Source organism: Oerskovia sp. NPDC060338 (assembly GCF_042726295.1).
GTDB classification, from domain to species: Bacteria; Actinomycetota; Actinomycetes; order Actinomycetales; family Cellulomonadaceae; genus Oerskovia; species Oerskovia merdavium.
The window spans coordinates 336800-362815 of record NZ_JBHXCQ010000004.1 but is presented as its reverse complement, the minus strand read 5'-3'; the positions used below and the strand labels follow the sequence as shown (position 1 = coordinate 362815).

Sequence of the window (26016 nt, the reverse complement as noted above, 5' to 3'; positions counted from 1 at the left end):
GCTTATTCATTATACGGCCACCCCCTAGATCTACACCATATCAATCGTCGGCAGCGTCTTTTTTTTATACGACACAGACCCCCAACTGCCCGCTCGACGAGTCTCGCCTCGCCGGGCCCCGGCGCGGCGAGCGACGCCATCGGGTTCGTTCCGCGGCGCACCTCCACGGATGTGCACGATTCCCGGTGGCCGTGTCCCGAGCGCCGTGTCGACCGTCCTGCCTGCCGGCTCCTCGTCACATGTGTCAGCGCACCCCGAGCGGGACCCGCTGCCCCCGGTGGAGACGTTCGATCACGGTCGAGTACGCCGCGATCATCCGGGTGTGGCTGAACCGCGGACGGCTGCGCAGGAGCGCGAGGCTCAGCTCGTCCCGTCGTCGGGCCGCCTCCTCCCACGCCGCGCAGACCGCGGCCGGGTCCCTGGGGGTCACGAAACCGATCCCGTCGACGATCGACGCGGCGTCGCCGACGTCGGTCGTGACGGGGACGGCCCCGCTCATGGCCCCCTCGATGAGGCACAGCGGGGCCGCCTCGCCGAACGACGAGGTGAGCGCGACGACGTCGGCCACCCCGTACACCGACTCCATGTCGCGGCGAACGCCCAGGAGATGGACCCGTACGAGCAGGTCCGGTCGATCCGCGAACGAGGCCCGCAGGTCCTCCCTCAGCGCCGGGTTGCTCGGGCTCATCCCCGCGCCGCACATCAGCACGTGCCCCGACGGGTTCCGTGCGAGGAACGCCCGGGCGGAGCGGACGAACAGGCCAACGTCCTTCATCTCGTCGTAGCGCGCCGCGAACGCGACGACCGTCGCGTCGGGCGGGACGCCGAGCATCCCGCGCCGGGCTGCGCGACGGCGCGGGGCCAGCGGGCGGAACCGCGCCAGGTCCACGCCGTTCGGGATCACGTGGAGGAGCGAGGCAGGCACCCCGGCGGCGCGGTAGGCGTCCCGGGTCGACTCCGCGCAGCAGACGGCGCCGGCCAGGCGGCCGCCGGCGACCGTCGCGAGCAGGTCGTCGAGCGCCGGACCCTGGTGCTCCGGGTCCGACCGGTGCAGGCACGCGATCACCGGGCGTTCCGGGAACCCGTCCTGGTTGACGAGCCGCAAGGGCTGCTCCTTGAGCGACAGGACGACGTCGGACCGCGAAGCGAGTGCTGCTGCCGTGGCCAGCTCGGCCTCGGTGAATCCCCGCGAGGTGGGGGCGTCCCCGGACTCCGGGTGCCGACCCAGCGAGGCGACCTGGATCCCCGCGGCGCGGAGCGCCTGGTACCGCGGGTCCTCGGTCATGGGTTGGAGCAGCCCCTCGCGCAGGACCTCGTGGTGGATGCTCAGGACCGAGTGCGCCTGTCGGCCCCCGCCGTGCAACCCGGTGATGACCGCGCTGTGCAGCACTCGTGCCCCGCCGCTGAAGAAGCCCTCGTAGATCGACTGGACCCGCAGTCCGTCACCTGCTGACATGGCGTCACCTCCGTCGCCAGGATCGGGCACCACGATGTCCGACGCGTGGCGATCCTGTGACATCGGCATGACGTGTGCGGCCAGGTCCGGCCTCGCCGAGGCGTCCGCGCGTCGCCGCGCCCTCAGCGGACTGCCGCGTACGCCGCCGCGAACCGCGGGAGGCTGGCCTCGAGCGTCCCCAGGCTCGCGGTGAGCGAGATGCGGAAGCGGCCGGGCGTCTCGAAGTACTTGCCGCCCAGGACCAGGACGTCGTGCTCGGCGAGCAGGGTCTCGAACGCCCGGTCGTCGGGCACGGGCGAGCGGGGGAAGAGGTAGAACGTGCCCTCGGGGCTGTGGACGTCGTAGCCGATCTCGCGCAGGCCGGCGACCATGAGGTCCCGCTTGCGCTCGTAGAGCGCGACGTCGAACGGGATCTGCTCGAGCAGGGGCAGCGCGTGCTGCAGCACCGCGTTGGGGAACGCGTACCCGATCGCGATCTGGAGCGCCTCGATCGCGGGCCGCAGGTCCTCCCGGCCGGGCAGGGTCGGCGGGACCGCGAGGTACCCGATGCGCTGGCCGGGCGCGAGCAGCGTCTTGCCGTAGCTGTAGGAAAGCAGCGACCACGGGTACACCTCGGTGGGGCTGTGGAACGGCGTGCCGTCATAGACGATGCGGTGGTACGGCTCGTCGGAGACCACGAAGATGCGGCGCCCGTTCCGGTGGGAGGCCTCGTCGAGCAGCGCCGCGAGGCGCCGCAGCTGCTCGACGGGGTAGACCCGCCCGGTCGGGTTGTTGGGCGTGTTGACCAGGACGACCCGGGTCCGGGACGTGATCGCGCCCGCGATCGCGTCGAGGTCCAGGTCGAAGGTCTCGGGCAGGATCGGGACCTTCACGGGGGTCAGCCCGGCCTCGCGCACGATCACCTCGTACGCGAACCACGGCGGGACGCTGTAGACGACCTCGTCGCCCGGGTCGGTGACGAGCTTGAGCGCGAGCGCGAGGGCGGTGAAGCCTCCCGTCGTGAGGTGGACGTCGTCGGGCTCGAACGGGACGCCCACGACGCCTCGCAGTGCCGCGGCCGCCGCCGCGCGGGCCTCGGGCTCGCTGACCTTGTAGCCGAACCAGTGCTCGTCGCGCGGGACGGCGCTCGCGCGCAGCGCGTCGACGTACCCGGCCGGGGCCGGGTCGTGCGGGTTGCCGAACGTGAGGTCGAGGACCCCGGGCCGTGCGCGCCGCTCGGGGTAGACGTGTGCGAAGAACCCGAGCAGGTGGTCGAACGGGGTGGACCGCGCGAGGTCCGCTGCGCGTCGGGAGATCGTCTCGTCGGCCATGGGAGCTCCTCGCTCGGGCGACGGAAGTGCCGGGAGGTGGGTCGCCGGGGCGGTGGTCGGCTGGCGACAGGGTGGCCGGAGGCCACGTGGAACAGGCGATTCCACGCTAGCACCGGGTGCTCAGGCTGGGCCCGCGGACCGGCCGGGGGGAAAGGCAGGCCCGACGGCGCCGCCCGCTCTCGGCAGGCAGGTCACCTCGCGGGGACCGCGCCCAGGCGGGAAGCCGGTCGCGCGGACGCCGTCGTCGGGTCCTCGTTGGAGAACTCACACCCTGACGTGACGCCCCGACACGATAAGATAGTTCGTCTGTCCGACTTCGTAGTTGGGGCGGTCGAACGGTCTGCGGGCACCTCGCGGACGCGTCTCGATCCGGGCTGGAAACCCCACGATCCCCCGTTGCGTCCCCGAAGGTCGGTCATGCCCGCTTCTCCTCCCTCCACCACTGCGCCCTCGGCTCAGGTGGTCCATCCCTCGGCCGAGCCCCATGGTTCGGCGTCGGCAGAGCACGATGCCCCCGGCGCGTCCGGGCCCCGCCGCTGGTGGATCCTCATCATCCTCGCGCTCACGCAGCTGCTCGTCGTGCTCGACGGGACGATCGTGAACATCGCCCTCCCGCAGGCCCAGCTCGAGCTCGGCCTCACGGACACGCAGAGGCAGTGGGTCGTCACGGCCTACGCGCTCGCGTTCGGCGCCCTCCTGCTGCTCGGTGGACGCATCGCCGACTACTGGGGGCGCAAGCGCACCTACCTGCTCGGGATGGTCGGCTTCGGCGTCGCGTCGCTGCTCGCGGGCCTCGCGCGCAACGGCACCGAGCTCATCGCGATGCGAGGTCTCCAGGGCGTCTTCGCGGCGCTGCTCGCCCCCGCGGCGCTCGCGCTCCTCACGGTCTCGTTCCCTCGCGGCAAGGACCGCAACACGGCGTTCGCCGTCTTCGGCTCGGTCGCGGGCGTCGGGGCAGCGGTCGGCCTGGTCCTCGGTGGCGCGCTCACCGAGTTCGCGGACTGGCGCTGGTGCCTGTGGGTCAACGTGCCGGTCGTCGTGGTCGCGCTCGTCGCGGGTGCGCTCCTGATCGGGGAGAGCAAGGCCGAGGGCGACAACAAGTACGACGTGCTCGGCACCGTCGTGGTGGTCCTCGGGCTCGGGTCGCTCGTCTACGGATTCACGCTCGCCGAGCACAGCTGGGTCGCGCCCGAGACCATCGCGTGCCTGGCGGCAGGCGTCGTGCTCATCGCGCTGTTCGTGTGGATCGAGTCGCGTGTCGCGCAGCCGCTCCTCCCGCTGCGCGTGCTGACGAACAAGGTCCGTGCCGGCGCGTTCCTGGTGCAGGCCATCTTCGGTGCGCTGATGATCGGTGCGCTGCTGTACCTGGCGCTCCACCTGCAGATCGTCCTGGGCCTCTCGCCGCTGCACGCGGGCCTGGGCACGCTCCCCATGACGATCATGACGCTCCTCCTGGCCCCGGCGATCACCAAGTTCCTCCCGCGGTTCGGTCCCCGTCCGCTGATGATCGGCGGGCCCCTGGTCGCGGCCGTCGCGCTGCTCTACCTGAGCCGCATCACGGTCGGCGGGTCGTATGCGACCGAGGTCCTGCCCGCACTCGTCGTGCTGGGCGTGGGCATGGCCATGGTCCTCGTGCCGCTCCAGAACGTCGCCCTCTCGGGGGTCGAGCCCCACGACGCGGGCGCCGCGAGCGCGACCGTCAACGCCTCGATGCAGATCGGCGGCTCGATCGGCCTCTCGGTCTTCACGACGATCTACGCGAGCGTCGTCGCGGGAGCCGTCGTGACCGACGAGGCGTCGCAGCTCGCCGCGTTCGTCGACGGGTACTCGGCGGCCTTCGTCGCGACGGCCGTCACGATGGTCGTGGGTGCCGTCATCGCCGCGGTGCTGATCCGCGGCCCCAAGGAACAGCTGCTGCCGCAGGGCGACCAGGTCGCGGTGCACCTGGGCTGAGCGCGTCCCCGGAGCCGGGGACGCGGTTCCGGAGCACGTCCAGGCCGCTCGACGACGCCCCGCGCGTCGTCGAGCGGCCTCTCGGGTCTCCGGCGTCTGCCGGTGTCACGCGCCTCGGCGGCGCGTCGCGCGGGTCGTCCCGTGCCCGACGGCGGCGCGCGCCTCGGGCGGTCGCGGAGCCCTGGGCCCGGTGCAGCCGGTCAGCCCGCGAGCAGCGCGCGGACGTCCTTCTCGGCCTGCCCGGGAGACGCGGTCCGGCAGCCCTTGTCGACCCAGCCCTGGACGAGCCGCGGCTCGTCGCGCAGCAGCCCCCAGCCGCGGCGCAGCAGAGTGAGCGGCGGCTTGCGCGACTCACCGAGGTCCCGGAGGAGCCGGAACCAGAACGTCATGAGCCGCGGCCGGCGCAGGCAGATCGCGTCCGCGAGGATGCCCTCGGCCCGGCAGGCGTCGACCAGCTCGGCAGCGAAGATCCCCTCCGCGATGACGATCCGTGACCCCGTGACGTCGAGGTGGGTCGTGCCCGTCCGGCGCGAGGTCGGGATGTCGTAGACCGGGACGTCCGAGTGACCCGTCGTGACGAGCGAGAGCAGCGCCTCGAGGGCACCGGCACCGTCCCAGCTCCCGGGCGAGTCCCAGTCGACGATGCCGAACCGGTGGGGCATGTCCGGGTGGTCGACGTCGCGGTAGAAGTCGTCGAGCGCGACGACCGGCAGGCCCAGGCGACGGGTCAACGACGTCTTCCCCGAGCCGGACGGGCCCGTCAGCAGGACGATCCGTCGGGGTGGGACACGCGTGCCCTCGGGCAGGTCGAAGAGGCCGTTCGTCACCCGACCATTCTCCCAGCCCGCGGACGCGCCCTGGTGCGTGGCGCCGTCGGGCCGGTGGAACCTCACAGCCAGGCGTCCGGCTCGTGCGGGAACCACGTACGTAGCGATCGTGTGGCAGACCCTGATGTGGACCCTCGAGCACCCGCCCTAGCGTGGCCCCACACGATGCTGCGGCAACGGTGCCGCAGCCGTGCTGGGGAGGGTCGATCATGCAACGAAGCAGACGGTCCGTGAGGCGATGGCTCGCAGCAGCCGCCGCCACGGCAGTCGTGGCAGTACCCCTGACGGTGCAGGTACCCGTGGCGCTCGCGGCCGAGGCGTGCGCGCCCGCCTGGGTGGCGTCGTCGGCGTACACGGGCGGTGCGACCGCGTCGTACGCCGGCTCGAACTACAAGGCGTCGTGGTGGACCCAGGGCGAGGTTCCCGGGACGCAGCAGTGGGGCGCGTGGAAGGTCGTCGGGCCGTGCGGGACGGGCGACCCGACGGGGACGGACCCGACGGGGACGGACCCGACGGGGACGGACCCGACCGGCACAGACCCCACGGGCGACCCGACCGGTGGCGACCCCGGCACGCCCATCTCGACGAACCCGCAGGAGAAGTGCCGTCCCGACGGGCTCGCCGTCAACAAGACCGTCGACGTGCCCTACTGCGACGTGTACGACGAGGCCGGTCGCGAGAAGCTCCCCAACGGGCTCGATCGCCGCGTGATCGGGTACTTCACGTCGTGGCGCACGGGGGCGAACGGCACCCCCGCGTACCTCGCGAGCGACATCCCCTGGACCAAGCTCTCGCACATCAACTACGCGTTCGCGCACGTCGGCCCGGACTCGAAGATCTCGGTCAATGCCGAGTCGGCGACGAGCGAGGCGACCGGCCTGACGTTCGCGGGGGCTGAGAACGCGCTCGACCCGACGGTTCCCTACAAGGGCCACTTCAACCAGCTCACCAAGTTCAAGAAGCAGCACCCCGGCGTGCGGACGCTCGTGTCGGTCGGCGGCTGGGCCGAGACCGGCGGCTACTTCGGGGCCGACGGCAACCGGGTCGCCTCGGGCGGCTTCTACGCCCTGGACACGCAGGCCGAGTACGACGCGTTCGCGGCCTCGGCCGTCGCGATGGTGCGGACCTACGGGTTCGACGGGATCGACATCGACTACGAGTACCCGACCTCGAACGTCAAGGCCGGGAACCCCGACGACTTCGCGATCGCCGACGCCAAGCGCGGGCAGCTCTGGAAGAACTACGAGCAGCTCATGAAGACCACGCGCGAGGCGCTCGACAAGGCTGCGGCGCAGGACGGCGAGTACTACATGCTGACCATCGCAGCCCCCGCCTCGGGGTGGCTGCTGCGCGGTATGGAGGTCTTCCAGATCATGCCGTACCTCGACTACGTCAACGTGATGTCGTACGACCTGCACGGGACGTGGAACGACTTCGTGGGCGGCAACGGCGCCCTGTTCGACGACGGCAAGGACGGCGAGCTCGCGGCGGCCGGGGTGTACGGGGCCTACGACGGGATCGGGTACCTCAACGCCGACTGGGCTGCGCACTACTTCCGGGGAGCCGTGCAGGCCGGGCGCATCAACATCGGCGTCCCGTTCTACACGCGAGGCTGGACCAACGTGCAGGGCGGGACCAACGGCCTGTGGGGCAAGGCGGCGCTGCCCGACCAGACCAAGTGCCCGCCGGGCACCGGGCCCTCGCTGGGTGGCACGTCCAAGTGTGGCAACGGTGCGGGCGGGATCGACAACATCTGGTACGACGTCGACAAGGCCGGAGCCAAGATCCCTGCGGGCGGCAACCCGATCTGGCACATGCTCAACCTGCAGAACGGCAAGGTGGGCTCGTACGCCTCGGCGTACGGCGCCCCGACGGGTCCGCTGACGGGGAACTACCAGCACAACTTCGACCCGGTCACCAAGACCGAGTGGTGGTGGAACGCGCAGACGAAGTCGTTCATCTCGGGCGACTCCGACCAGGCGATCCAGGCCAAGGCCGACTACGTGGTCGCGGGCGGTTACGGCGGCCTGATGATCTGGGAGCTGGCGGGCGACTACGGCCTGGACGCGGCGAGCGGCGAGTATGGCATGGGCGACAGCCTCGTGACGCGCATGCACTCGACGTTCTCGACCGCGGCTCCCTACGGCGCGGCCAAGTCCAAGACCGCGACGCCCGCCGAGGCGATCGACCTCGGTGTCTCGTTCTCGGAGTTCGCGCTCGGGGACAACAACTACCCGATCAACCCCCGGGTGACGTTCGCCAACAGGTCCTCGGTCGCGATCCCGGCCGGGGCCACGATCTCGTTCGACTTCGCGACGACCACGTCCGCGACGATCGGCGAGCAGAACGGCTGGGGCATCACGACGGTCGCGGGCCACACGGGAAACAACGTGGGCGGGCTCAAGGGGGACCTGCACTCGGCGACGCTCAAGGTCCCGTCGGGGGGCATCCCGGCGGGTGGCTCGGCGTCCACGAAGCTGTCGTGGCGCCTGCCCATGGCGCAGATCTCGAACGTGCGCGTGACGATCGGGGCCACCACGTAAGCCACGACCTACGACCACCCGCGCGGAGTCAAGGTCGTGAACCCCGTGGTCTCCGGTGGGACGACGGGCGGGACTCCCGGCGGCACCCCGGGCGGGAGCACCGGTGGTGCCGGGTGCACGGCGGCCGTGTGGCTCGCCGGGACGGCCTACAACGGTGGTGCGCAGGTTACGCACGCGGGCCACAGGTGGTCTGCCCGGTACTGGACGCAGGGCAACGCCCCCGTGGTCAGCGACTGGGGTCCGTGGAAGGACGAGGGGGCCTGCTGACCTGACGCCTGCGCCGAGGTAGAGGGTCAGCGTCGAGGTAGAGGGCTTCGGCCCTCTACCTCGACGGCAGCCCTCTACCTCGCGCCACGTCCAGGCGGTCGTAGGCTTCCGGGATGACCTCCGCCGAAGACCTCGCCGACGCAGCCCTCGACTCGATCCGTGCCTGGGCACCGCTCAGTCCTGCCCAGGCCGCGCTGCGCCAGGAGTACGTCGCGTTCGTCGAGGAGGGCCGGGGCGACGTGATCTTCCGCGGTGGCCCCGAGCACCTGACCGGGAGCTGCTTCGTGCTGACCCCGGACCTGCTGCACGTGCTGCTGTGCTTCCACCGCAAGGGCCAGTTCTGGGTCCAGGTCGGCGGGCACGTCGAGCCGGGGGACCGGAGCCTCGCGGCGGGGGCCTTCCGTGAGGCGCGCGAGGAGAGCGGCATCGAGACGCTCGCCCCCTTCGAGCCCGACGGCGCCCCCGTGGACCTGCACCGGCACGCGCTGTCCTCGCGTTTCGGCACGTGCCTGGTCCACTGGGACGTGGGCTATGTCGCGTTCGCGGATCTCGAGGCGCTGCCCGTCGTGAGCGACGAGAGCGAGGCCGTCGCGTGGTTCCGCGTGGACCGGCTCCCGCCCGACACTCCCGACGACTTCCCCGTGCGGCTCCGCACGGTCCTCGAGGAGATGACGCACCGCCGTCGGGCCTCCGTCTGACGAGGCACGCTGCGCTCATGTGTACGCTTGTACACATGACCTTTCCTGACCCCTCCGACCAGCGCCCCATGCGCGAGCGCATGCTCGCCGGCGACCTCTACCTCGCCGACGACCCGCAGATCGCCGCCGACTCCGAGCGCGCCATGTCGCTCAGCCACCGCGTCAACACCCTCGACCCGAACGACGGCGCGACCCGCCGCGAGCTGCTGACCGAGCTGCTCGGCGCGTTCGGCGAGGGCAGCGAGATCCGCCCCCCGTTCCGCTGCGACCTGGGCTACCGGACCACGATCGGCGCACGCGTGTTCGTCAACTTCAACCTCGTGTGCCTCGACGTCGCACCCGTCACGATCGGTGACGACGTGCTGATCGGCCCCAACGTCCAGCTCCTCACCCCCACGCACCCCGTCGAGCCCGGCCCCCGCCGCGACAAGTGGGAGGCCGCGCAGCCCATCACGATCGGCGACAACGTGTGGCTCGGCGGCGGCGTGACCGTGTGCCCGGGGGTCACGATCGGCGAGAACACCGTGGTGGGGGCAGGTTCCGTCGTGACCCGCGACCTGCCGGCGAACGTCGTGGCCGTGGGCAACCCCGCGCGGGTCCTGCGCCACATCGGTGCCGAGGACGCTCGGGGTCCCGAGGGCACGGACGGCGCAGCTGCCGGAGGCGAGCCCGCGTGACCTCGCCGCGCCGCGTCGACCCCGACCGCAAGGACCGGATCGTCGACGCGGCCCTCGACGTCATCGCCGAGCACGGGGTCGCGGGCACCACGCACCGCGTGGTCGCCGCGGCGGCCGACGTGCCGCTCGGGTCCATGACGTACCACTTCGAGAACCTCGACGAGGTGCTGCGGCTCGCGTTCGAACGGCACGCGGTCCAGGCCGCGGCGCGCTTCGAGGCGGCCATGGCCGAGGTGCCGGACGGCGGCGACCCGGTCGAGGCGATCGTCGCGCTCGTGTGCGCCGAGTCGGGGGACTACCAGCGCGACCTGCTCGTCGCGCTCGAGCTCTACGTCCTCGCGGCCCGCAAGCCGGCCTTCCGCACGGTCACGCAGCGCTGGATGGCCGCGAGCAGCGCCGCCCTGCGCCGGCACGTCGACCCGGAGGTCGCGCCCGACGTCGACGCGCTCATCGAAGGCCTCGTGCTGCACGCGGCCCTCTCGACCGGGCCGGACGGTCGTCCGCCCGTCCGCCCGCTCGACCCCGAGCGCGTACGCCGTGCGGTGCGGCGCCAGGTGGGCTGAGCGCACCTCCGCCGGTGCCGAGCATGCGGTTGTCGTCCGCCGAGCATGCGGTTGTGGCCGGTCTGCGGCGCAGAACGAGCGCCAACCGCATGCTCGGCAGCCAGCGTGCGTTCAGCCGAGCAGGATCACGTGCAGCGTGCGCGGCCCGTGCACGCCCTCGACGCGCGACAGCTCGATGTCGCTCGTCGCGCTCGGCCCTGAGATCCACGTCTGCGGCCGGGTGGGGTGCGCGGCGAGGATCGTCACGGCCTCGGGCAGGGTGTGCACGACGTGCTCGGTCCGCACGACGCACACGTGCAGGTCGGGGACCAGGGAGATCGCGCGGCGCCCCTGGTCGTCCTCGCCGTCCAGGACGATCGTCCCGGTGTCCGCGACGGCCAGCCGCGACGCGGTCAGGACGGCGTCGACCTGGTCGAGCTCGGCCGCGGTCCGGCGGTCGTCGCGCGAGTCGTGCACGACGGCGGTCCCGGCCGTGAGCGCGCTCGTCCAGGCCGCGGGCAGCGCAGGGGGCACGACGACGGAGCGAGCGTCCGCGAGCAGCTCGCCCACGGTGCGGGCCAGGTCCGCGGTGGTCGCGGCCCGGTGCACGATCGCCCGGTAGTCGACGAGCCGGTCGACGAGGATCTCGATCGCCTCGGCGGACCCGGGGGAGTGCTCGCCCGTGGTCCGGTACCCGCGCGAGACGGGGGCCTGCTCGGCCACGGCGTCACCGAGGTGCGCGCCGTCGTTGATGACTGCCGCGCGCACGCGGGCCAGGATGTCGTCGCGCGCGCTCATCGGGCGTCTCCGGTGGTCTCGGTGTCGGTGCGGTCCGCTGAGGGCGACCCGCCGCCGTCGGGCACCTCGCTCGATCGTCGCTCGCCGCGGGGGTCGGTCTCGGTCGCGGCGTGCTCATCAGCCCACCACTCGCGGAAGCTCTGCTTCGGCAGCACGGGCAGGTCGCGGGCGTCGGTCCACTTCGAGCCGGGGAACGGCAGCGACGTGATGCGGCCCTTGCTGCCACCCAGGACACGGGTCACGCCGCCGGCCTTCTCGGCGAGCTCGAACCGTCCGGGCCTGGCCATGACGAACGACGCGGCCTTCATGGCGGCTCCCCAGGCCGTGGGGCGCCCCCGGTCCTGGTCGACCTCGCGCGCCCGCAGGTGGACGAGCAGCGAGGGGATGTCGATCTTCACGGGGCACACGTCGTAGCACGCGCCGCACAGCGTCGAGGCGTACGGCAGCGAGTTGTTGGGGTCGGACCTCCCCGTCGACCCCGTGAGCTGGGGCGTGAGGACCGCGCCGATGGGTCCCGGGTAGACGGACCCGTACGCGTGCCCGCCCACGCGCTCGTAGACCGGGCACACGTTGAGGCAGGCCGAGCACCGGATGCAGTGCAGGGCCGCGCGGCCCACGTCGTCGGCCAGGGCCTTGCTGCGCCCGTTGTCGAGCAGGACCAGGTGGAACTCCTGCGGCCCGTCGCCCGGCGTGACGCCCGTCCACAGGGACGTGTACGGGTTCATCCGCTCGCCGGTCGAGGACCGGGGCAGGAGCGCCATGAAGACCTCGAGGTCCTGGTACGTGGGGATGAGCTTCTCGATGCCCATGACGGTGATGAGGGTCTCGGGGAGCGTGAGGCACATGCGTCCGTTGCCCTCGGACTCGACGACCGCGAGCGTGCCGGTGTCCGCGACCGCGAAGTTCGCGCCGCTGATCGCGACCTTCGCGGTGAGGAACTTGCGGCGCAGGTGCGCGCGCGCCGCCATGGCGAGCTCGCGCGGCGCGTCGGTCAGGTCGGGCGGTGCGTCGCCCATGCGCTCGAGGAAGATCTCGCGGATCTCCGAGCGGTTGCGGTGGATCGCGGGCACCAGGATGTGCGAGGGCATGTCGTCCGCGAGCTGCACGATGAGCTCGGCGAGGTCGGTCTCGAACGCCGCGATGCCCTCCTCGGCGAGCGCCTCGTTGAGCCCGATCTCCTGGGTGACCATCGACTTGACCTTGACGACCTCGGTCTCGCCCGTGGCCTTGACCAGGTCGGTCACGATCTGGTTGGCCTCGGCCGCGTCCCGGGCCCAGTGCACCACGCCACCGCGTGCGGTCACGTTGCGCTCGAGCTCCTCGAGGAGGCGCGGGAGGTCGCTCATGACGTGGGCCTTGATGGTCGAGCCCGCGTCGCGCAGCTCCTCCCAGTCGGGCACCTCGCCGACGACGGCCGCACGCTTGGCGCGGATGGTCGAGGTCGCGTGGGCCAGGTTGCGCCGCAGCTGCGTGTTGCCCAGGGCCTGCTTGGCGGCCTCGGGGAACGTCGCGCCCCAGCGCAGCGGAGCCTCGGGGTGAGGCACGTCGTCGGCCCAGCCGGGACCCGCGCTGGTGCCGGGCGTGCCTGGGTGCGTGCCGTCGTCGGGCAGGGTCTTGGCGCCGCGGCGGGTGGGGAACCCGAGGAAGGTGCTCATCGCGCGGCCTCCGCCTCGCTGTCGCGACCGGGGGCGGCCTCGACGTCCACGGGTGTCGGGGCCGACTGCGTCGAGGCGAGGATCTCCGCGAGGTGCATGGTGCGCACCCCGGAGCGCAGCTTCGAGAGCCCGCCGCCGATGTGCATGAGGCACGAGTAGTCGCCCGCCGTGACGACCTCGGCGCCCGTCGACTTCACGTTCGACATCTTGTCGCTGAGCATCGCGGTCGACGTCTCGGAGTTCTTGAGCGCGAACGTCCCGCCGAACCCGCAGCAGCTCTCGGCCCCGGGGAGCTCGACGAGGTCGATCCCGTCGACGGCCCGCAGGAGCTGGAGCGGCTTGTCCCCCACGCGGATCATGCGCAGCGAGTGGCACGTGGGGTGGTAGGTCACGCGGTGCGGGAAGTGCGCGCCGACGTCGGTCACTCCGAGCACGTCGACGAGCAGCTCGGACAGCTCGTAGGTCCTGGCCGCGAGGGCCTCGGCCGTGGCTCCGAGCTTCTCCTGCCCCGCGCGGCGGCACACCATGGCCTGCTGGTGGCGGATCGACCCGGTGCACGAGCCCGACGGCACGACGATCGCGTCCCACTCGCCGTCGAGCGCGGGGGCGAACGTCTCGACGTGGTTCCGGATGACGGGCACGGCCTCGTCGAAGTAGCCGGTGTTGACGTGCATCTGCCCGCAGCACGTCTGCTGCTCGGGGAAGTACACCTCGTGACCGAGGCGTTCGAGGAGCTGGACGGTGGCCCGGGGGGCCTGGGGGAACATCGCGTCGGCGATGCAGGTGGCGGCGAGGGCGATACGCACTGGGGACTCCAGCCGGGGCAGGGGGCGGTGGGACTCAGTCTGGTCCCGGCGGGCGGCGAGTGCCCGTCGAGGTACCGCGTGGCCCTCCCGGCCCCTGCTCGACGGCGAGCAGGCTGTGGTCTGACCACACGATGTCCGAGCCACTGTAGACCATCGCGAGGCTGTGGTCGGACCACATGACCACGGTGTGTCAGAACGCGTGCCGCCCCGCGGTCACGCTCGTCCCGTCCGTCCCGCCCGGCACTACGCTGACCACGTGCGCACCCACGAGATCGTCCTGGCCCGCATCGAGGCAGACCTGGTGGCAGGTCGCTGGGGCCTCGGCGAACGCCTCCCGGCCGAGCGCGCGCTCGCCGAGGAGCTCGGCGTCTCGCGACCGTCGGTCCGCGAGGCGCTGCGCGTCCTGGAGGCCATGGGGATCGTCCGTACCGCGGTCGGCTCGGGGCCCGACGCCGGCGCCACCGTGATCGACCGGCCCGCCGCGGGCCTGGGCGCGGCCGTGCGACTGCACGTCGCGTCCGGGACGCTCGTGGTCCGCGACGTCGTCGAGACACGGGTGCTCCTGGAGACCTGGGCGGTCGGGCAGGCCGCCGCGACCGTCGGGGGCGCGGGACTGGCCGAGGCCGTCGCGCTGCTCGACACCATGGAGGACCCCGCGCTCGACCCGGCCCGCTTCCGCGAGCTCGACGCGGCGTTCCACGTGGCCCTCGTCCGGCTCGCCGGCAACGTCCTGGTCGAGGCCGTCATGACGGGCCTGCGGGGCGCGATCGAGTCCTACGTCGAGGCCGGTACCGAGCGGCTGGAGGACTGGCCCCGCACCGCGGTCCGGCTGCGCGCCGAGCACCGTGCGATCCTCGACGCCGTCGCACGCGGCGACGCGGCCGGGGCTGTCGACGCGGTGCGCGAGCACATCGAGGGCTTCTACCGCGAGGCGGGGTTGTGAGCCGCGGCGGGGAGCCCCGACGTAGGGTTCACCTGGGCCCGCCACCCGTGCTCGCTCGCCCCGCCCGGTGACGCCGCCCGACCTCTCGCCGCACCACCAGTCCCGGAGGACCCCATGATCATCGACCACCTGGACGTCCTCGCCGCGGCCCAGCGCATCGCGGGCCAGGTCCGGCCCGTCGCGCTCGCGCCCATGGACCCGGGTGCGCTCGGCGCGGCGACGGGGGTGTTCGCGCTCGAGCTCATGCAGCACACGGGCTCGTTCAAGGCACGCGGCGCCCTGAACTTCGTGGGTGCCCACCTCGACGCGGGCACGTTGCCGGAGGCCGGGATCGTGATCGCGTCGGGTGGGAACGCGGGCATGGCGAACGCGTGGGCCGCGCGGGCCCACGGTGTCCGGGCGACCGTGTTCGTGCCCCGGACCGCGCCGCCGGTCAAGGTCGCACGCCTGCGCACGCTCGGTGCCGAGGCCCACCAGGTGGGGGCCGAGTACGCCGAGGCGCTCGACGCCGCGCAGCGCTTCGGGGAGGAGACGGGCGCGCTGGCCTCGCACGCCTACGACAACCCGCTGATCGCGGCGGGCGCGGGCACCCTGCTGGAGGAGATCGTCGCTGCCCGGACCGACGTCGACACCGTGGTCGTCGCGGTCGGGGGAGGTGGGTTGTTCAGCGGCGTGGCTGCTGCTGCGCACCCGCACGGGATCAGGGTCGTGGCCGTCGAACCGCACGGTGCGCAGGCCCTGCACGCGGCGCTCGAGGCCGGCAGCGTCGTGGACGTCCCCGTCGCGTCGGTCGCGGCCGACTCGCTGGGCGCCCGCCGCACCTCCGAGACGGCGCTGGCTCTCGCGCAGCGCGACGGTGTGCGGTCCGTCCTGGTCACCGACGAGGCGATCGTCGCCGCGCGCCGGCACCTGTGGGACGAGCGGCGGCTCGTCGTCGAGCACGGGGCCGCCGCGGCGCTCGCCGCGCTTGAGTCGCGCGCCTACGTGCCCGAGCCGGGCGAGACCGTCGCGGTCGTGCTGTGCGGGGCGAACACGGACCCCTCGGACCTCGCGCGCTGAGCGGTCGGCAGGACCGGCGCGGCTCGTCCCGCCGGGTCCATCGGCCCGACGGCGCCGCGCACCGGCGGCGAGACGGTGCGGTCGGGATCAGGCCGGGTTCGCGGGGGCGGGCAGGGAGTCCGCGGCCCACGTCCTCGGGGTACCGATCCGCCACAGCGGTCGGACCGTCGCGATCGCGCCGACGGTTCCCGCGAGGAGGCCGGCGAGCACGACGAGCGCCGTGCCGATGCCGAAGCGTTCGAGCAGGCCGGCCCCGACGAGCGGGATCAGGGGGCCCGCGACGAGTCCGGTCAACCCCATGATCGACGCGAGCCGCCCCTGCAGCTCGTGCGGGGTGATCGCGGCGGCGTAGCCGGCGAGCCCCGCGTTGACGGCGGGAACCAGGAGGACCGCGACGGGGAGGGCCGCGACGTAGACCGCGTAGGTCTGGGCGGCGGCCATGACGACGGCGCCGACGGCGAGGAGGGCGAGCGCCGCGACCGTGAGGGCGCCGGCGCGGACCCGTGCCACGAGCTGCGGTGCGAGCACCGCGCCGACGAGGACCCCTGCTCCGACGGCGAGGTCGACGACGCCGATGAGCACGGGGGAGACGCCGGTCCGGACGAGCTCCAGGTTGATCCCGACGAGGAGCCCGCCGAACGCGATGTTGATGACGACGAAGAGTCCCAGGAGGGCTCGGAAGACGGGGACCGACCAGACGAAGCGCAGGCCCTGGCGCAGGGCCTCGACAGGGCGGGTGGTGCGCGCCTCGGTCGTGTCCCCGTTGAGCGATTCGCGCACCGCCCAGGTGCACACCGCGGTCGCCGCCGACCCGACCGCAGCCGCGACGAGCGGGACCGCGTGCCCGATCGCGACGAGCAGGCCGCCGACCGGTCCTGCGAGGAGGCTCGCGACGGCGTCGCGTCCCTGGGAGGCGGCGAGCGCGGTGGGGAGCTGCGGGGCCGGCACGACGGACCGGAAGGCCCCGCTCGTGGCGGGGTCGACGATGGCTCCGACGACGGATGCGCCGAACAGCACGAGTGCGAGGTGCCAGGCGGTGAGGGTCCCGGCCGCGGCGGCGACGCCCACGGTGACCCAGAGCGCGGCGCCCACGGCGCTCGCCCCGACGACGAGGCGTCGACGGTCGACACGGTCCGCGACGACCCCGGCAGGGAGCGTCGCGAGCAGTGCGCCGACCTGTCCCACGGCGGCGACGAGGCCGGCCTGGAGGACCGAGCCGGTCAGCGAGTACGCCACGAGCGGGACCGCGAAGAGGGCGAGGCCGGCGCCGAGCGACTCGGTCGTCAGGCCCGACATGAGGAGCATGTAGGAGCGGTTGCGGAGCAGGTTCGGATTGGGCAGAGGGGCGGGCTCCCGTGCCGAACCTGGCGGCTCTGCGCCGCCGCCCGGAGCGTCGTGGTGAACGGACGGCGTGCTCTGGGCGGTCGACATGCGACACAGGCTAATCGTGCAACACATGATGCGCAATAGACGTTGCGCAATCTGTCGTGCGGATCGACGTCGCGTTGCTAGCCTCGACCCATGCTCGAGACCTTCCGCGTCCAGGACCCCGCGGCACTGCGGGCCATCGCCCACCCGACGAGGCAGCGGATCCTCACCGAGCTCGCGGCGCTCGGGCACGCTCGCGCCGCGGACCTGGCACAGGTCATCGGCGAGCCCGCGAACTCCGTCAGCTTTCATCTGAGGGTCCTGGCCAAGGCCGGGCTGATCGTCGAAGCGCCCGAGCTGGCACGTGACCGGCGCGACCGGGTGTGGACCAACGTCGCCGAGAGCTACGTCGTCGACCCCGGCTCGCCCGGGGTCGTGCGCGAGGTCGTGCGTCCTGCGCTGCGGTGGGCCGAGCGGTTGTTCGCCGAGGCGAACGACACGGGACCCCGGCACGAGGACCGGCTGTTCGCCATCAGCGCCCTCGTCCTGACGCCCCGGCAGGCCGCGGAGATGACCCGGGAGGTCACGGAGCTGCTCGAACGCTGGGCGCACCGCGCGCTGGCCGGGGCTCAGGACGATCCTGACCCCGCGCGGCGCGCGTACCAGGCGCTCGCCGTGCTGGCGCCCCGCACCGAGAAGGACGCCCCGGAAGGCGACGCGACCGCCGTCGGGCCGGGCTGACCTGCTCGTCGCGCCGGCGGCAGGTCCCCCTGGTGTTGCGCGTCGACGTACCTCGACCCACGCTGGAAGGACGTCGGCAGGCACACGCCAGGAGGAGCCCAGCGATGAGCGACACCGCGCGACCCACGACCCAGGCGCCGGGCGAGCCCGAGCTGGTGCTGTCCAAGGGCACCGTCTACGTGATCTTCAGCGCCCTGCTGGCCGCGATGTTCCTGTCCGCGCTGGACCAGTCCGTGGTCGGGACGGCCCTGCCCACGATCGTGGGAGACCTCGGGGCGGCCCAGGACGAGGGCTGGATCATCACGGCCTACCTCCTCGCGATCGCGATCGTGATGCCGATCTACGGCAAGATCGGCGACCTGCGGGGACGTCGGCTGCCGTTCCTCGTCGCGATCGCGATCTTCGTGGTCGGCTCGACGGGGTCGGCGCTGTCGTCCTCGTTCGTGGACCTCGTGGTGTGGCGCTCGGTCCAGGGGCTGGGGGCCGGTGGCCTGGTCATCCTGAGCCAGGCGATCATCGCCGACATCGTCTCGGCCAGGGACCGTGGCCGGTACATGGGCCCCATGGGGGCGGTCTTCGGGATCGCCACGGTCGCGGGCCCGCTGCTGGGCGGCTGGTTCACCGACGGGCCGGGGTGGCGGTGGTGCTTCTGGCTCAACGTGCCGATCGGCCTGATCGCGTTCGGGATCGCGTGGTTCAAGCTCCGGCTCCCGTCGCGCACGCCGAGCAAGCGGTTCGATTTCGGCGGCGCGCTCCTGATGGCGGTCACGACCGCGGGCATCGTGCTCCTCACGAGCTGGAGCTCGATCTCGAGCGACAAGAAGTACGACTGGAGCAGCCCGGCCCTGCTCACGGTGCTGGTCGTGACGGTGCTCGCGCTGATCGCGTTCCTGGTCGTCGAGACCAGGGTGGCCGACCCGCTCATCCCGCTCCACCTGTTCAGGAGCAGGACCTTCTCGGTCTCGGTCTCGATCGCCCTGATCCTCGGCATGACGATGTTCGCGGCGCTGTCGTTCCTGCCGACCTTCCTGCAGATGGCCCACGGCTACGGCGCGACCGAGTCCGGGCTGCTCATGCTGCCCATGACGGTAGGCCTGATGATCACGGCGATCGGGTCGGGTCTGCTCATCGCGCGCAGCGGGAGGTACAAGATCTACCCGATCCTCGGGATGGGGATCGCGACGATCGGGCTGGTCCTGCTCACGCAGCTGACGTCCGACATCTCGATGCTGACGTTCGGCGCGATGATCTTCGTGCTCGGGTTCGGGCTGGGACTCGTGCTGCAGACCATCGTGATCGCGGTGCAGAACTCGGTCGCCCCCGAGATGGTGGGTGTGGCGACGTCCACGAACAACTTCCTGCGCGAGATCGGTGCCGCGGTCGGCACGAGCGTGTTCTCGACCGTGTTCACCTCGAAGCTGACGTCCAACCTGGCCGACGCGACCAAGGGCCTGCCGGCGAGCGAGATGCCCAAGGACTTCGGGCCGGACAGCCTCACGCCGGACGCCGTCAAGGAGCTGCCGGCAGCCCTGCACGACCTGGTCGTCAACGCCTACACCGACGCTCTCGCGCCCGCGTTCTGGTACCTCGTCCCGCTCGGCGCGCTGGGCTTCGTCATCGCGTTCTTCATGAAGGAGCTCAAGCTCTCCGACCAGGCCGGTCTGGTCGCGCGGGGCGCCGCGGTCGAGCAGGGAGCTGCGGTCGAGCGGTGAGGCAGGCGGGCCGGCGGCCCGCCCCTGCCCCCTGATGCCCGACGGCGGAGCGCGCCCAGGTACGTGGGTGCGCTCCGCCGTTGGGCATCAGGGCAGGAGGGTCAGCCGAAGATCTCGTCCTCGAGCAAAACCACGCCCTCGAGGCGGTTGCGCACCGACGTCACGCGCCAGCGGTCGGGGAAGAGCGCCAGGTACTCGCCGTCCTCGCGCTGGAGGACCTCGACGCCGGGCTGCGCGTTGAGCTGCACGACCCAGTCCTTCGTGGTCCGCAGCGCCATGGAGTAGCCCAGGCGGTCGAGCGACACGGGCGCGTTGAACTCGGTCGCCATGCGGTGCTCGGCGACCTCGAACTGCATGGGGCCCACCACGGCCAGGACCGGGGCCTGGTCACCGCGCAGGTCGGAGCGCAGGACCTGGACCACGCCCTCGGCGCCGAGCTGCATGACGCCGCGCTGGAACTGCTTGTAGCGCGAGACGTCCTTGGCGCGCATGACCGCGAAGTGCTCGGGGGCGAACGTCGGCAGGGGCGGGAACTCGACCTTCTTGTCCAGGTAGAGCGTGTCGCCCACGCGCAGGCCCGCCGCGTTGACGAGACCCACGACGTCGCCCGGGTAGGCGGTGTCGACGATCGTGCGCTCGCGGCCGAAGACCTGCTGCGCGTACTTGGTCGCGAACGGCTTGCCCGTGCGGGCCGAGCTGACGACCATGCCGCGCTCGAACACGCCCGAGCAGATGCGCGCGAACGCGAGCCGGTCGCGGTGCGCGGTGTCCATGCCGGCCTGCATCTTGAAGACGAACGCGCTGAAGGGCGCCTCGACCGGGCGCGTGTCCTCGGTGACCGTGACGCGCGGCGACGGCGAGGGCGCGACGTCGACCAGGACGTCGAGCAGCGCGTGGACACCGAAGTTCTGCACCGCGGACCCGAACAGGACGGGCGTCGTCTGCCCGGCCAGGAAGCTCTCCTGGTCGTGGTCGCCGTTGGTGTCGGCGAGCAGCTCGGCCTCCTCCACGGCGGTGGTCCAGGCGTCGCCCTCACGGTCCAGGGCCGCGTCGGGGTCCATGACCTCCTCGGGGGCGATCGTGGTGCCGCCCGCGGTGCGCGTGTAGTGCACGTACTGCCCCGTGCGGCGGTCCAGCACGCCACGGAAGTCGCCCCCGACGCCCACGGGCCAGGTGAGGGGAGTGGGGACCAGGCCCGTGCGCTCCTGGATCTCGTCCATGAGCTCGAGTGCGTCCTTGCCCGGACGGTCCCACTTGTTGATGACCGTGATGAGCGGGATGCCGCGGTGCTTGCAGACCGCGAAGAGCTTCATGGTCTGGACCTCGAGGCCCTTGGCCGCGTCGACCAGCATGACCGCCGCGTCGACCGCGGACAGCACGCGGTACGTGTCCTCCGAGAAGTCCGCGTGCCCCGGGGTGTCGACCAGGTTGATCATGGCGTCGCGGTACGTGAACTGGAGGGCCGCCGAGGTGATCGAGATGCCGCGGTCCTGCTCCATGTCCATCCAGTCGGACACCGTGCGACGGCCCGCCTTGCCGTCGGCGCGGCCCGCTTCGCGGATCGCGTTGGCGTGCAGCGCGAGCGCCTCGGTGAGCGTCGACTTGCCGGCGTCCGGGTGGCTGATGACCGCGAACGAGCGGCGGCGCGAGGCCTCCGCGAGGACGGTCGCCTGCTCCTTCGCCGGGGAGGCCTGGGGGGTGGTGCTGGGCGTGGTGGGCTGGTCCGCTGAGGGCACTGGAACGTCCTGTGGCTTCCTGCAGTTTCCTGCGCGATCGAGGGCAAAGGGGGCGGGGCGCATCCGCGCGGGACGCAGCACCCAGCTCTCCATTCTCCCGCGAGATCGAACCGGCCGTGACCACGTCGGCGACCGCTCACTCCGGGGCGGGGTCGCCGCGGCTCAGCCGGATCTCCTCGAGGTCGAGCCGGGCCTGCACCTGGCGCAGCACGGTGTCGTCGATCTCGCGCTGGTCGCGCAGGCGCACGACCGTCGCGCGCTTGCGGGCCAGCAGCGCGAGGCGCAGCTCGGTGTACTCGTCGTCGAGGAGCACCGCGGGGTCCGGGTCGTCGGCCCCGCCGTCGCGTGCCCGGAGCAGGGTCAGGTGCTCCTCGTACTCCCCGCGCAGCCGGTCGACGACCGAGGAGTCCGTCCCGAGCGCCGCCGCGACGTCGGGGAGCGCGTCGAGGGCCTCCTGGGCGGCCGTCTCGTCGGCGAGCCGACGTTCGCGAGCCAGCCCGTCGTCGTCGGGCAGGTGCGCCCACCGGATCGTCGGGGCCAGCAGGAGCCCCTGGACCACGAGCGTCGTCGCGACCACGCCGCACGTGATGAAGACGATGAGGTCGCGGTCGGGGAAGGGCGCGCCCGAGCTCAGGTGCGTGGGCACCGCGAGCGCCGCCGCCAACGACACGGCGCCCCGGAAGCCCGCGACCGTGCTGACCGCTCGCGCCCGGTTCGTGACGCGCCGCCCGCGCTGGGACGGACGCCGGTCGACGAGCCGGATCGTGTAGGCCGAGAGCACGAGGAATGCGAACCGCACCACGAGGATGACCACGCACACGACCGCGACGCCGACGATCGCCGTGACGAGGTCCTCGGAGACCAGGTTGCGCACCGCGGACTGCGCCTCGAGGCCCACGAGCACGAACAGCGACGCGTTGATGAGGTAGGTCGAGACCGACCAGAACGCGACGGTCTGCTGCCGTGTCGCGGCGCGCCCGATCCTGGGCCCGACCTGGCTCATGACGAGCCCGCACACGACCACGGCCAGCACCCCGGAGGCCTCGATGAGCTCGGCCACCAGGAAGGCCACGAACGGGAGGAGCAGGATGACGACGTTGCCCAGCATCGGGTCGTCGATGCGAGGCCTGACGAGGACCGCGAGGCGTGCGACGAGCAGCCCCACCGCGATCCCGCCGCCGTACGCGAGCACGAACAACCACGTCACGTGCCCCGCGCCCAGCGTCTCCTCGCCCACGGTCACCCCCACCGCGACGCCGTAGAGCACGAGCGCGGTGCCGTCGTTGACGAGGCTCTCGGCGCGCAGCACCGTCACGGTCCGCCGGGGCAGGGCCCGCGCGAGGACGCCGACGGCGGTCGCGTCGGTCGGCGCGACCGCCGCGCCCAGCACCCACGCGGGACCCCAGGGCATGCCCAGGGCGTGGGCCGCGGTCGCGACCGCGGCCGCCGTCGCGACCACGAGCAGCGTGCTCGTCAGGACGATCCCGCGCAGGGTCGCCCGGATCTCCCGCAACGACGTCGTGATGGCCTCCCAGTAGAGGAGCGCCGGGAGGAACACGAGGAGCATGAGCTCGGGAGGCAGGTGCACCTGCCGCAGGGCGGGCACGAACCCCAGCACGATCCCCGCGACGAGCAGCAGGATCGGGTCCGCGACCCGGGTACGGCGAGCGAGCACCCCGCACACCACGATGACCACGCCGAGGACGACGACGAGCTCGAGACCGATCATGGCTGCCTCCTCGGGGATCTCGGGTGCTGGGCCCGGACACCGGCGGCCCGTGCCTGGCACCGATCATCCGGCACGGGCGAAGCAGGTGCACGGGTTCCGCGGGGTCCCCGGGGAACGTCCGGCCCGACGGCGGCGCGTGCGTCCTCCGGTCCGGCGCGCCGGGAGGGGGACCGCCCGACGACGAGCCCGCCAGGACCGGGTACACCTAGATCGCCGCCACGAACCCCGTCGCGCCCATCGCCCTGACGACGGCCACGACCGCCAGGACCACGAAGGTCACGAACAGGGCTCGTTCCGCCCGTGCCGGCCGGACCCACGTCCGGCGCCGCAGGATCAGCAGCACGCCGAGGCCGAGGAGGACCACGCCCGCCCCCACGGCGGCAGCGCTCGTCCGGACGCTCTGGGAGGGGCAGGGCGGTACGACGACGTTCACGGGGTCCGCGGGCGCGAGCCCGCCCAGGGCGCACGCGACCTCGAGCGTCGCGCTCCACGCGAGCAGCGCGAGTGCGGCGACGGCCACCACGACGGCGCGCCGGACCGGGTGGGGCCGGGCCCGTCGACGCCGCGTCTCGTGCGGGCTCGTCGTGACCTCGTCGCCGGGCATCGCAGCAGTCTGGCAACTGTCGCGCCCTCCCGCCAGCCCCGCCGGCCCAGCGAGCCTGCCGGGCCCGGTCCCCGGGACGACCTGCGACCGGCTCCGTCTCGCAGCGCGCTCACCGGCGCGCCGCTCCGGCTCGGAGGTTCCCGGGGAGACGATGGACCGATGAGCGCGCAGAGCGAGACCGTCGGTCGGGTGCAGGTCGTGACGAGCCAGGGCGCGGTCGAGGGGACCGTCGCCCACGGCGTCGAACGGTTCCTCGGCGTCCCGTACGCGGCCTCGCCGTTCGGTGCGCGCCGCTTCGCGCCCCCTCGTCCCGTCGAGCCGTGGGACGGGGTGCGGGACGCGACGCGCTACGGAGCCACCGCGCCGCAGTCGCCCTACCCCGGGGCGCTCGCTGCCCTGCTGCCGACCGTGACGGTCCCGGGCGACGACGTCCTGCACGTCAACGTCTTCACGCCGGCCGACCGGGGCACGGACCTGCTCCCCGTGATCGTGTGGGTGCACGGCGGGTCGCTCGCGCACGGGTCCAACGCGCTCGCGGGCTACGACGGCACGCGGTTCGCGCAGGACGGCGTCGTGTTCGTGGGCGTCAACTACCGGCTCGGGGCGGAGGGCTTCTCGGTGCTCGACGGCGCTCCGCGCAACCTCGGCCTGGCCGACCAGCTCGCCGCGCTGCGCTGGGTCCAGGACGAGGTCGCGGCGTTCGGTGGCGACCCGCGCCGGGTGACGCTCGCGGGCCAGTCCGCCGGTGGGAACACAGTCTCGGCGATCCTCGCGCACCCCTCGGCGCCGGACCTGGTCGCCCGGGCGATCGTCCAGAGCGGCCCCCTGTCCGCCCAGCCGGCCGCCCGGGCGGGGCGCATCACGCGCGCCATGGGCAAGGACCTGGGTGTCCCGACGACGCGCGCGGGCTTCGCGACCGTCCTGCCCGAGGCCCTGGTCGCCTCGCAGGACCGCGTGACCGCGGGAGCCACACCACTCACGGGTGGGCCGGGGTTCGCGCTCGTGCTCGACGACGACCTGGTGCCCCGCGAGCCTCACGACGCGCTCGCCGCGGGGGCCGGGAGCACGATCCCGCTGCTGATCGGGGCCACGACCGAGGAGTACCGCCTCTGGTTCGTGCCCACGGGGCTGCTGAGCAGGTTCAGGTGGTGGCACCTGGCCGTGGCACGGCGCAAGGTCGGGATCTCCGCGCGGGCCGTCCGCCTGTTCCGGCGCAACCGCCCCGGGGCGTCCGCGGGGGAGCTCCTGGGCGCGCTCGCGACCGACGTCCTGCTGCGCGTCCCGCTCCAGCAGGTCGCCGACTCGCGCCGGTCCGCGGACGCCGAGACGTTCGTCTACGAGTTCGCGTGGCGCAGCCCGGTGCAGGACCTCGGCGCCGCGCACGCCGTCGAGCTCGGGTTCGTGTTCGACGGGCTCGCGACGCCCGACTCGACCGCACTCGCGGGCCCCGAGGCCCCCCAGTCGCTCGCGACCGCGATGCACGGCGCCTGGGTGGCGTTCGCGACCTCGGGCGACCCGGGCTGGCAACGCTGGGACGAGACGCGACCCGTGCGGGTCTTCGACGGCGAGGGAGACCCCGTGGTCCTCGCACCGCGCGACGACGAGCGGGCGGCGCTCGACGCGCCCTGAGATTTTCGGGAGAGGTCGTGCGGGGTGAAGATCTATCCGTGCACAGCAGCCGCCCCGACACCGACGTCCTCGACACCTCGTCCTGCGTACCGCCCGCGCGACCGTCTGCCCCCGCGGACCCGCTCACCGGCCGGACCGGACCCAACGCCTGGAGGCTGTACCGGACCGCGGCCCCTGACGGTCCGCAGCGCCCTCCCGTCCTGCTCCTGCACGGCGTGACCGACTCGGGCGAGTGCTGGCCCGGCACGGTCCGCCACCTCGTCCGCTCGCGCGACGTCCTGACGCTCGACGCCCGTGGCCACGGAGGCTCCGAGCTGCCCGACGAACCCTTCACGCTCGCGGCGCTCGCGGACGACGCGGCCCGCGCGGTCCGGGACGTGCTCGGACGCCCGGCGGTCGTCGTCGGGCACTCGATGGGCGGCCTCACGGCGCAGGAGCTCGCGCTGCGCCACCCCGACCTGGTCCTGGGCCTGGTCCTGGAGGACCCGGCGTGGGGCGTCAGCGACACCGAGCACGACGAGGGCGGGCGGCCGCTGTTCCTCGCGCCGGGCATCGAGGCGACCCGCGGGCGCCCGACGGCGGAGCTCGCGGCCGACTTCCGCGCGCGCTTCCCGCAGTGGTCGCCCGAGGAGTCGGAGCCGTGGGCCCGCGCCCAGCGAGCGGTCTCGCCGCGCCTGCTGGAGGTCCCGCACGAGTGGACCGCGCGCGACTGGCCCGTCGCGTTCGAGGCGCGCGTGCCGGTCGTGGTCGCGGCGGGCGAGGCGTCGAGCTACTCGCTCGTGTCCGACGACGGCGCGCACCGAGCCGAGCAGGTCCTCGCGGGCAGGGGCCGGGTCGTGCGGGTCGCCGGGGCGGGGCACTGCGTGCGGCGCGACGACCTCGCGACCTTCCTGGGGCTGGTCGACGGGCTGCTGGCCGAGGTCGAGGCCCGATGACCAGGGGGTGAGCAGGACCTCGGTCGCT

Annotated in this window: 22 protein-coding genes; 12 read left to right on the top strand and 10 right to left on the bottom strand. The window is 72.9% G+C overall.

What is annotated here, in order from left to right; genetic code table 11:
• Nucleotides 1–244: 244 nt before the first annotated feature.
• Entirely contained in the window at nucleotides 245–1456 is a 1212-nt protein-coding gene (locus ACFWGN_RS07370; RefSeq protein ID WP_377616308.1) for a glycosyltransferase, read from the bottom strand.
• A 122-nt stretch (nucleotides 1457–1578) separates the two neighbouring features.
• Nucleotides 1579–2766, bottom strand: a complete 1188-nt coding sequence (locus ACFWGN_RS07365) for an aminotransferase class I/II-fold pyridoxal phosphate-dependent enzyme (protein WP_377616307.1) — start codon at nucleotides 2764–2766, stop codon at nucleotides 1579–1581.
• A 417-nt stretch (nucleotides 2767–3183) separates the two neighbouring features.
• Between ACFWGN_RS07365 and ACFWGN_RS07360 the strand changes: the two genes are divergently transcribed.
• Nucleotides 3184–4719: an MFS transporter gene (locus ACFWGN_RS07360; protein WP_377616306.1), complete on the top strand. Its 1536-nt coding sequence runs from the start codon at nucleotides 3184–3186 to the stop codon at nucleotides 4717–4719.
• Between the two features lie 200 nt (nucleotides 4720–4919).
• Here ACFWGN_RS07360 and ACFWGN_RS07355 read toward each other — a convergent pair whose 3' ends face one another.
• Nucleotides 4920–5546 carry a uridine kinase gene (locus ACFWGN_RS07355; protein WP_191800879.1) on the bottom strand — a complete coding sequence of 209 codons (627 nt, stop codon included), beginning with the start codon at nucleotides 5544–5546 and terminating at the stop codon, nucleotides 4920–4922.
• 269 nt (nucleotides 5547–5815) lie between these two features.
• On the opposite strand from ACFWGN_RS07355, the gene ACFWGN_RS07350 reads away from it, so the two are divergent.
• The 5 genes from ACFWGN_RS07350 to ACFWGN_RS07330 all read left to right on the top strand — a co-directional run bounded on the left by ACFWGN_RS07350 (nucleotide 5816) and on the right by ACFWGN_RS07330 (nucleotide 10294).
• On the top strand, nucleotides 5816–8089 hold the full coding sequence (locus ACFWGN_RS07350) for a glycosyl hydrolase family 18 protein (RefSeq protein WP_377616305.1): 2274 nt from the start codon (nucleotides 5816–5818) through the stop codon (nucleotides 8087–8089).
• A 36-nt stretch (nucleotides 8090–8125) separates the two neighbouring features.
• The gene (locus ACFWGN_RS07345) at nucleotides 8126–8356 is read left to right on the top strand and encodes a carbohydrate-binding protein (protein ID WP_377616303.1); all 231 of its coding nucleotides are present in this window, start codon (nucleotides 8126–8128) and stop codon (nucleotides 8354–8356) included.
• A gap of 113 nt (nucleotides 8357–8469) precedes the next feature.
• Nucleotides 8470–9054 (top strand): NUDIX hydrolase, encoded by a 585-nt coding sequence (locus ACFWGN_RS07340; RefSeq protein ID WP_377616302.1) that lies wholly within the window; start codon nucleotides 8470–8472, stop codon nucleotides 9052–9054.
• A gap of 35 nt (nucleotides 9055–9089) precedes the next feature.
• On the top strand, nucleotides 9090–9731 hold the full coding sequence (locus tag ACFWGN_RS07335; RefSeq protein WP_377616301.1) for a sugar O-acetyltransferase: 642 nt from the start codon (nucleotides 9090–9092) through the stop codon (nucleotides 9729–9731).
• Nucleotides 9728–10294: a TetR/AcrR family transcriptional regulator gene (locus ACFWGN_RS07330; RefSeq protein ID WP_377616300.1), complete on the top strand. Its 567-nt coding sequence runs from the start codon at nucleotides 9728–9730 to the stop codon at nucleotides 10292–10294. The genes ACFWGN_RS07335 and ACFWGN_RS07330 overlap by 4 nt, the downstream gene beginning before the upstream one ends.
• Before the next feature lie 111 nt (nucleotides 10295–10405).
• Here ACFWGN_RS07330 and ACFWGN_RS07325 read toward each other — a convergent pair whose 3' ends face one another.
• From ACFWGN_RS07325 to ACFWGN_RS07315, 3 genes are read right to left on the bottom strand one after another with little or no spacing between them, the layout of a single operon-like run.
• On the bottom strand, nucleotides 10406–11071 hold the full coding sequence (locus ACFWGN_RS07325; protein WP_377616299.1) for a lactate utilization protein C: 666 nt from the start codon (nucleotides 11069–11071) through the stop codon (nucleotides 10406–10408).
• Nucleotides 11068–12726: a LutB/LldF family L-lactate oxidation iron-sulfur protein gene (locus ACFWGN_RS07320; RefSeq protein WP_377616298.1), complete on the bottom strand. Its 1659-nt coding sequence runs from the start codon at nucleotides 12724–12726 to the stop codon at nucleotides 11068–11070. The genes ACFWGN_RS07325 and ACFWGN_RS07320 overlap by 4 nt, the downstream gene beginning before the upstream one ends.
• Nucleotides 12723–13532, bottom strand: a complete 810-nt coding sequence (locus ACFWGN_RS07315) for a (Fe-S)-binding protein (RefSeq protein ID WP_377616297.1) — start codon at nucleotides 13530–13532, stop codon at nucleotides 12723–12725. The genes ACFWGN_RS07320 and ACFWGN_RS07315 overlap by 4 nt, the downstream gene beginning before the upstream one ends.
• A gap of 256 nt (nucleotides 13533–13788) precedes the next feature.
• Here ACFWGN_RS07315 and ACFWGN_RS07310 point away from each other — a divergent pair, with 256 nt between their 5' ends.
• A complete protein-coding gene (locus tag ACFWGN_RS07310) occupies nucleotides 13789–14475 on the top strand; it encodes a FadR/GntR family transcriptional regulator (RefSeq protein ID WP_377616296.1) in 687 nt (228 codons plus the stop codon).
• A gap of 117 nt (nucleotides 14476–14592) precedes the next feature.
• The gene (locus ACFWGN_RS07305) at nucleotides 14593–15534 is read left to right on the top strand and encodes a threonine/serine dehydratase (protein WP_377616324.1); all 942 of its coding nucleotides are present in this window, start codon (nucleotides 14593–14595) and stop codon (nucleotides 15532–15534) included.
• Between the two features lie 87 nt (nucleotides 15535–15621).
• On the opposite strand, the gene ACFWGN_RS07300 is transcribed toward ACFWGN_RS07305, so the two are convergent.
• Nucleotides 15622–16965, bottom strand: a complete 1344-nt coding sequence (locus tag ACFWGN_RS07300; protein WP_377616295.1) for an MFS transporter — start codon at nucleotides 16963–16965, stop codon at nucleotides 15622–15624.
• A 90-nt stretch (nucleotides 16966–17055) separates the two neighbouring features.
• Between ACFWGN_RS07300 and ACFWGN_RS07295 the strand changes: the two genes are divergently transcribed.
• Both ACFWGN_RS07295 and ACFWGN_RS07290 read left to right on the top strand, forming a co-directional pair.
• Nucleotides 17056–17643: an ArsR/SmtB family transcription factor gene (locus ACFWGN_RS07295; RefSeq protein ID WP_377616294.1), complete on the top strand. Its 588-nt coding sequence runs from the start codon at nucleotides 17056–17058 to the stop codon at nucleotides 17641–17643.
• Between the two features lie 104 nt (nucleotides 17644–17747).
• Nucleotides 17748–19355 (top strand): MDR family MFS transporter, encoded by a 1608-nt coding sequence (locus tag ACFWGN_RS07290; RefSeq protein ID WP_377616293.1) that lies wholly within the window; start codon nucleotides 17748–17750, stop codon nucleotides 19353–19355.
• 101 nt (nucleotides 19356–19456) lie between these two features.
• Here ACFWGN_RS07290 and ACFWGN_RS07285 read toward each other — a convergent pair whose 3' ends face one another.
• The 3 genes from ACFWGN_RS07285 to ACFWGN_RS07275 all read right to left on the bottom strand — a co-directional run bounded on the left by ACFWGN_RS07285 (nucleotide 19457) and on the right by ACFWGN_RS07275 (nucleotide 23424).
• Nucleotides 19457–21091: a peptide chain release factor 3 gene (locus ACFWGN_RS07285; protein WP_318244353.1), complete on the bottom strand. Its 1635-nt coding sequence runs from the start codon at nucleotides 21089–21091 to the stop codon at nucleotides 19457–19459.
• A 136-nt stretch (nucleotides 21092–21227) separates the two neighbouring features.
• The gene (locus ACFWGN_RS07280; RefSeq protein ID WP_377616291.1) at nucleotides 21228–22820 is read right to left on the bottom strand and encodes a Na+/H+ antiporter; all 1593 of its coding nucleotides are present in this window, start codon (nucleotides 22818–22820) and stop codon (nucleotides 21228–21230) included.
• A gap of 205 nt (nucleotides 22821–23025) precedes the next feature.
• Nucleotides 23026–23424 (bottom strand): hypothetical protein, encoded by a 399-nt coding sequence (locus tag ACFWGN_RS07275; protein ID WP_377616290.1) that lies wholly within the window; start codon nucleotides 23422–23424, stop codon nucleotides 23026–23028.
• A 159-nt stretch (nucleotides 23425–23583) separates the two neighbouring features.
• On the opposite strand from ACFWGN_RS07275, the gene ACFWGN_RS07270 reads away from it, so the two are divergent.
• Nucleotides 23584–25053, top strand: coding sequence for a carboxylesterase/lipase family protein (locus ACFWGN_RS07270; RefSeq protein ID WP_377616289.1), 1470 nt, complete (start codon nucleotides 23584–23586; stop codon nucleotides 25051–25053).
• A 38-nt stretch (nucleotides 25054–25091) separates the two neighbouring features.
• Nucleotides 25092–25988: an alpha/beta fold hydrolase gene (locus ACFWGN_RS07265; protein WP_377616288.1), complete on the top strand. Its 897-nt coding sequence runs from the start codon at nucleotides 25092–25094 to the stop codon at nucleotides 25986–25988.
• The last annotated feature ends 28 nt before the right edge of the window (nucleotides 25989–26016 follow it).

Excerpts from the sequence above, each read along its gene's own strand:
- ACFWGN_RS07365 (WP_377616307.1), bottom strand. The coding sequence starts at position 2,766 with ATGGCCGACGAGACGATCTCCCGACGCGCAGCGGACCTCGCGCGGTCC.
- ACFWGN_RS07360 (WP_377616306.1), top strand. The coding sequence starts at position 3,184 with ATGCCCGCTTCTCCTCCCTCCACCACTGCGCCCTCGGCTCAGGTGGTC.
- ACFWGN_RS07295 (WP_377616294.1), top strand. The coding sequence starts at position 17,056 with ATGCTCGAGACCTTCCGCGTCCAGGACCCCGCGGCACTGCGGGCCATC.
- ACFWGN_RS07300 (WP_377616295.1), bottom strand. The coding sequence starts at position 16,965 with ATGTCGACCGCCCAGAGCACGCCGTCCGTTCACCACGACGCTCCGGGC.
- ACFWGN_RS07335 (WP_377616301.1), top strand. The coding sequence starts at position 9,090 with ATGACCTTTCCTGACCCCTCCGACCAGCGCCCCATGCGCGAGCGCATG.
- ACFWGN_RS07275 (WP_377616290.1), bottom strand. The coding sequence starts at position 23,424 with ATGCCCGGCGACGAGGTCACGACGAGCCCGCACGAGACGCGGCGTCGA.
- ACFWGN_RS07320 (WP_377616298.1), bottom strand. The coding sequence starts at position 12,726 with ATGAGCACCTTCCTCGGGTTCCCCACCCGCCGCGGCGCCAAGACCCTG.
- ACFWGN_RS07340 (WP_377616302.1), top strand. The coding sequence starts at position 8,470 with ATGACCTCCGCCGAAGACCTCGCCGACGCAGCCCTCGACTCGATCCGT.
- ACFWGN_RS07270 (WP_377616289.1), top strand. The coding sequence starts at position 23,584 with ATGAGCGCGCAGAGCGAGACCGTCGGTCGGGTGCAGGTCGTGACGAGC.
- ACFWGN_RS07290 (WP_377616293.1), top strand. The coding sequence starts at position 17,748 with ATGAGCGACACCGCGCGACCCACGACCCAGGCGCCGGGCGAGCCCGAG.
- ACFWGN_RS07370 (WP_377616308.1), bottom strand. The coding sequence starts at position 1,456 with ATGTCAGCAGGTGACGGACTGCGGGTCCAGTCGATCTACGAGGGCTTC.
- ACFWGN_RS07280 (WP_377616291.1), bottom strand. The coding sequence starts at position 22,820 with ATGATCGGTCTCGAGCTCGTCGTCGTCCTCGGCGTGGTCATCGTGGTG.
- ACFWGN_RS07325 (WP_377616299.1), bottom strand. The coding sequence starts at position 11,071 with ATGAGCGCGCGCGACGACATCCTGGCCCGCGTGCGCGCGGCAGTCATC.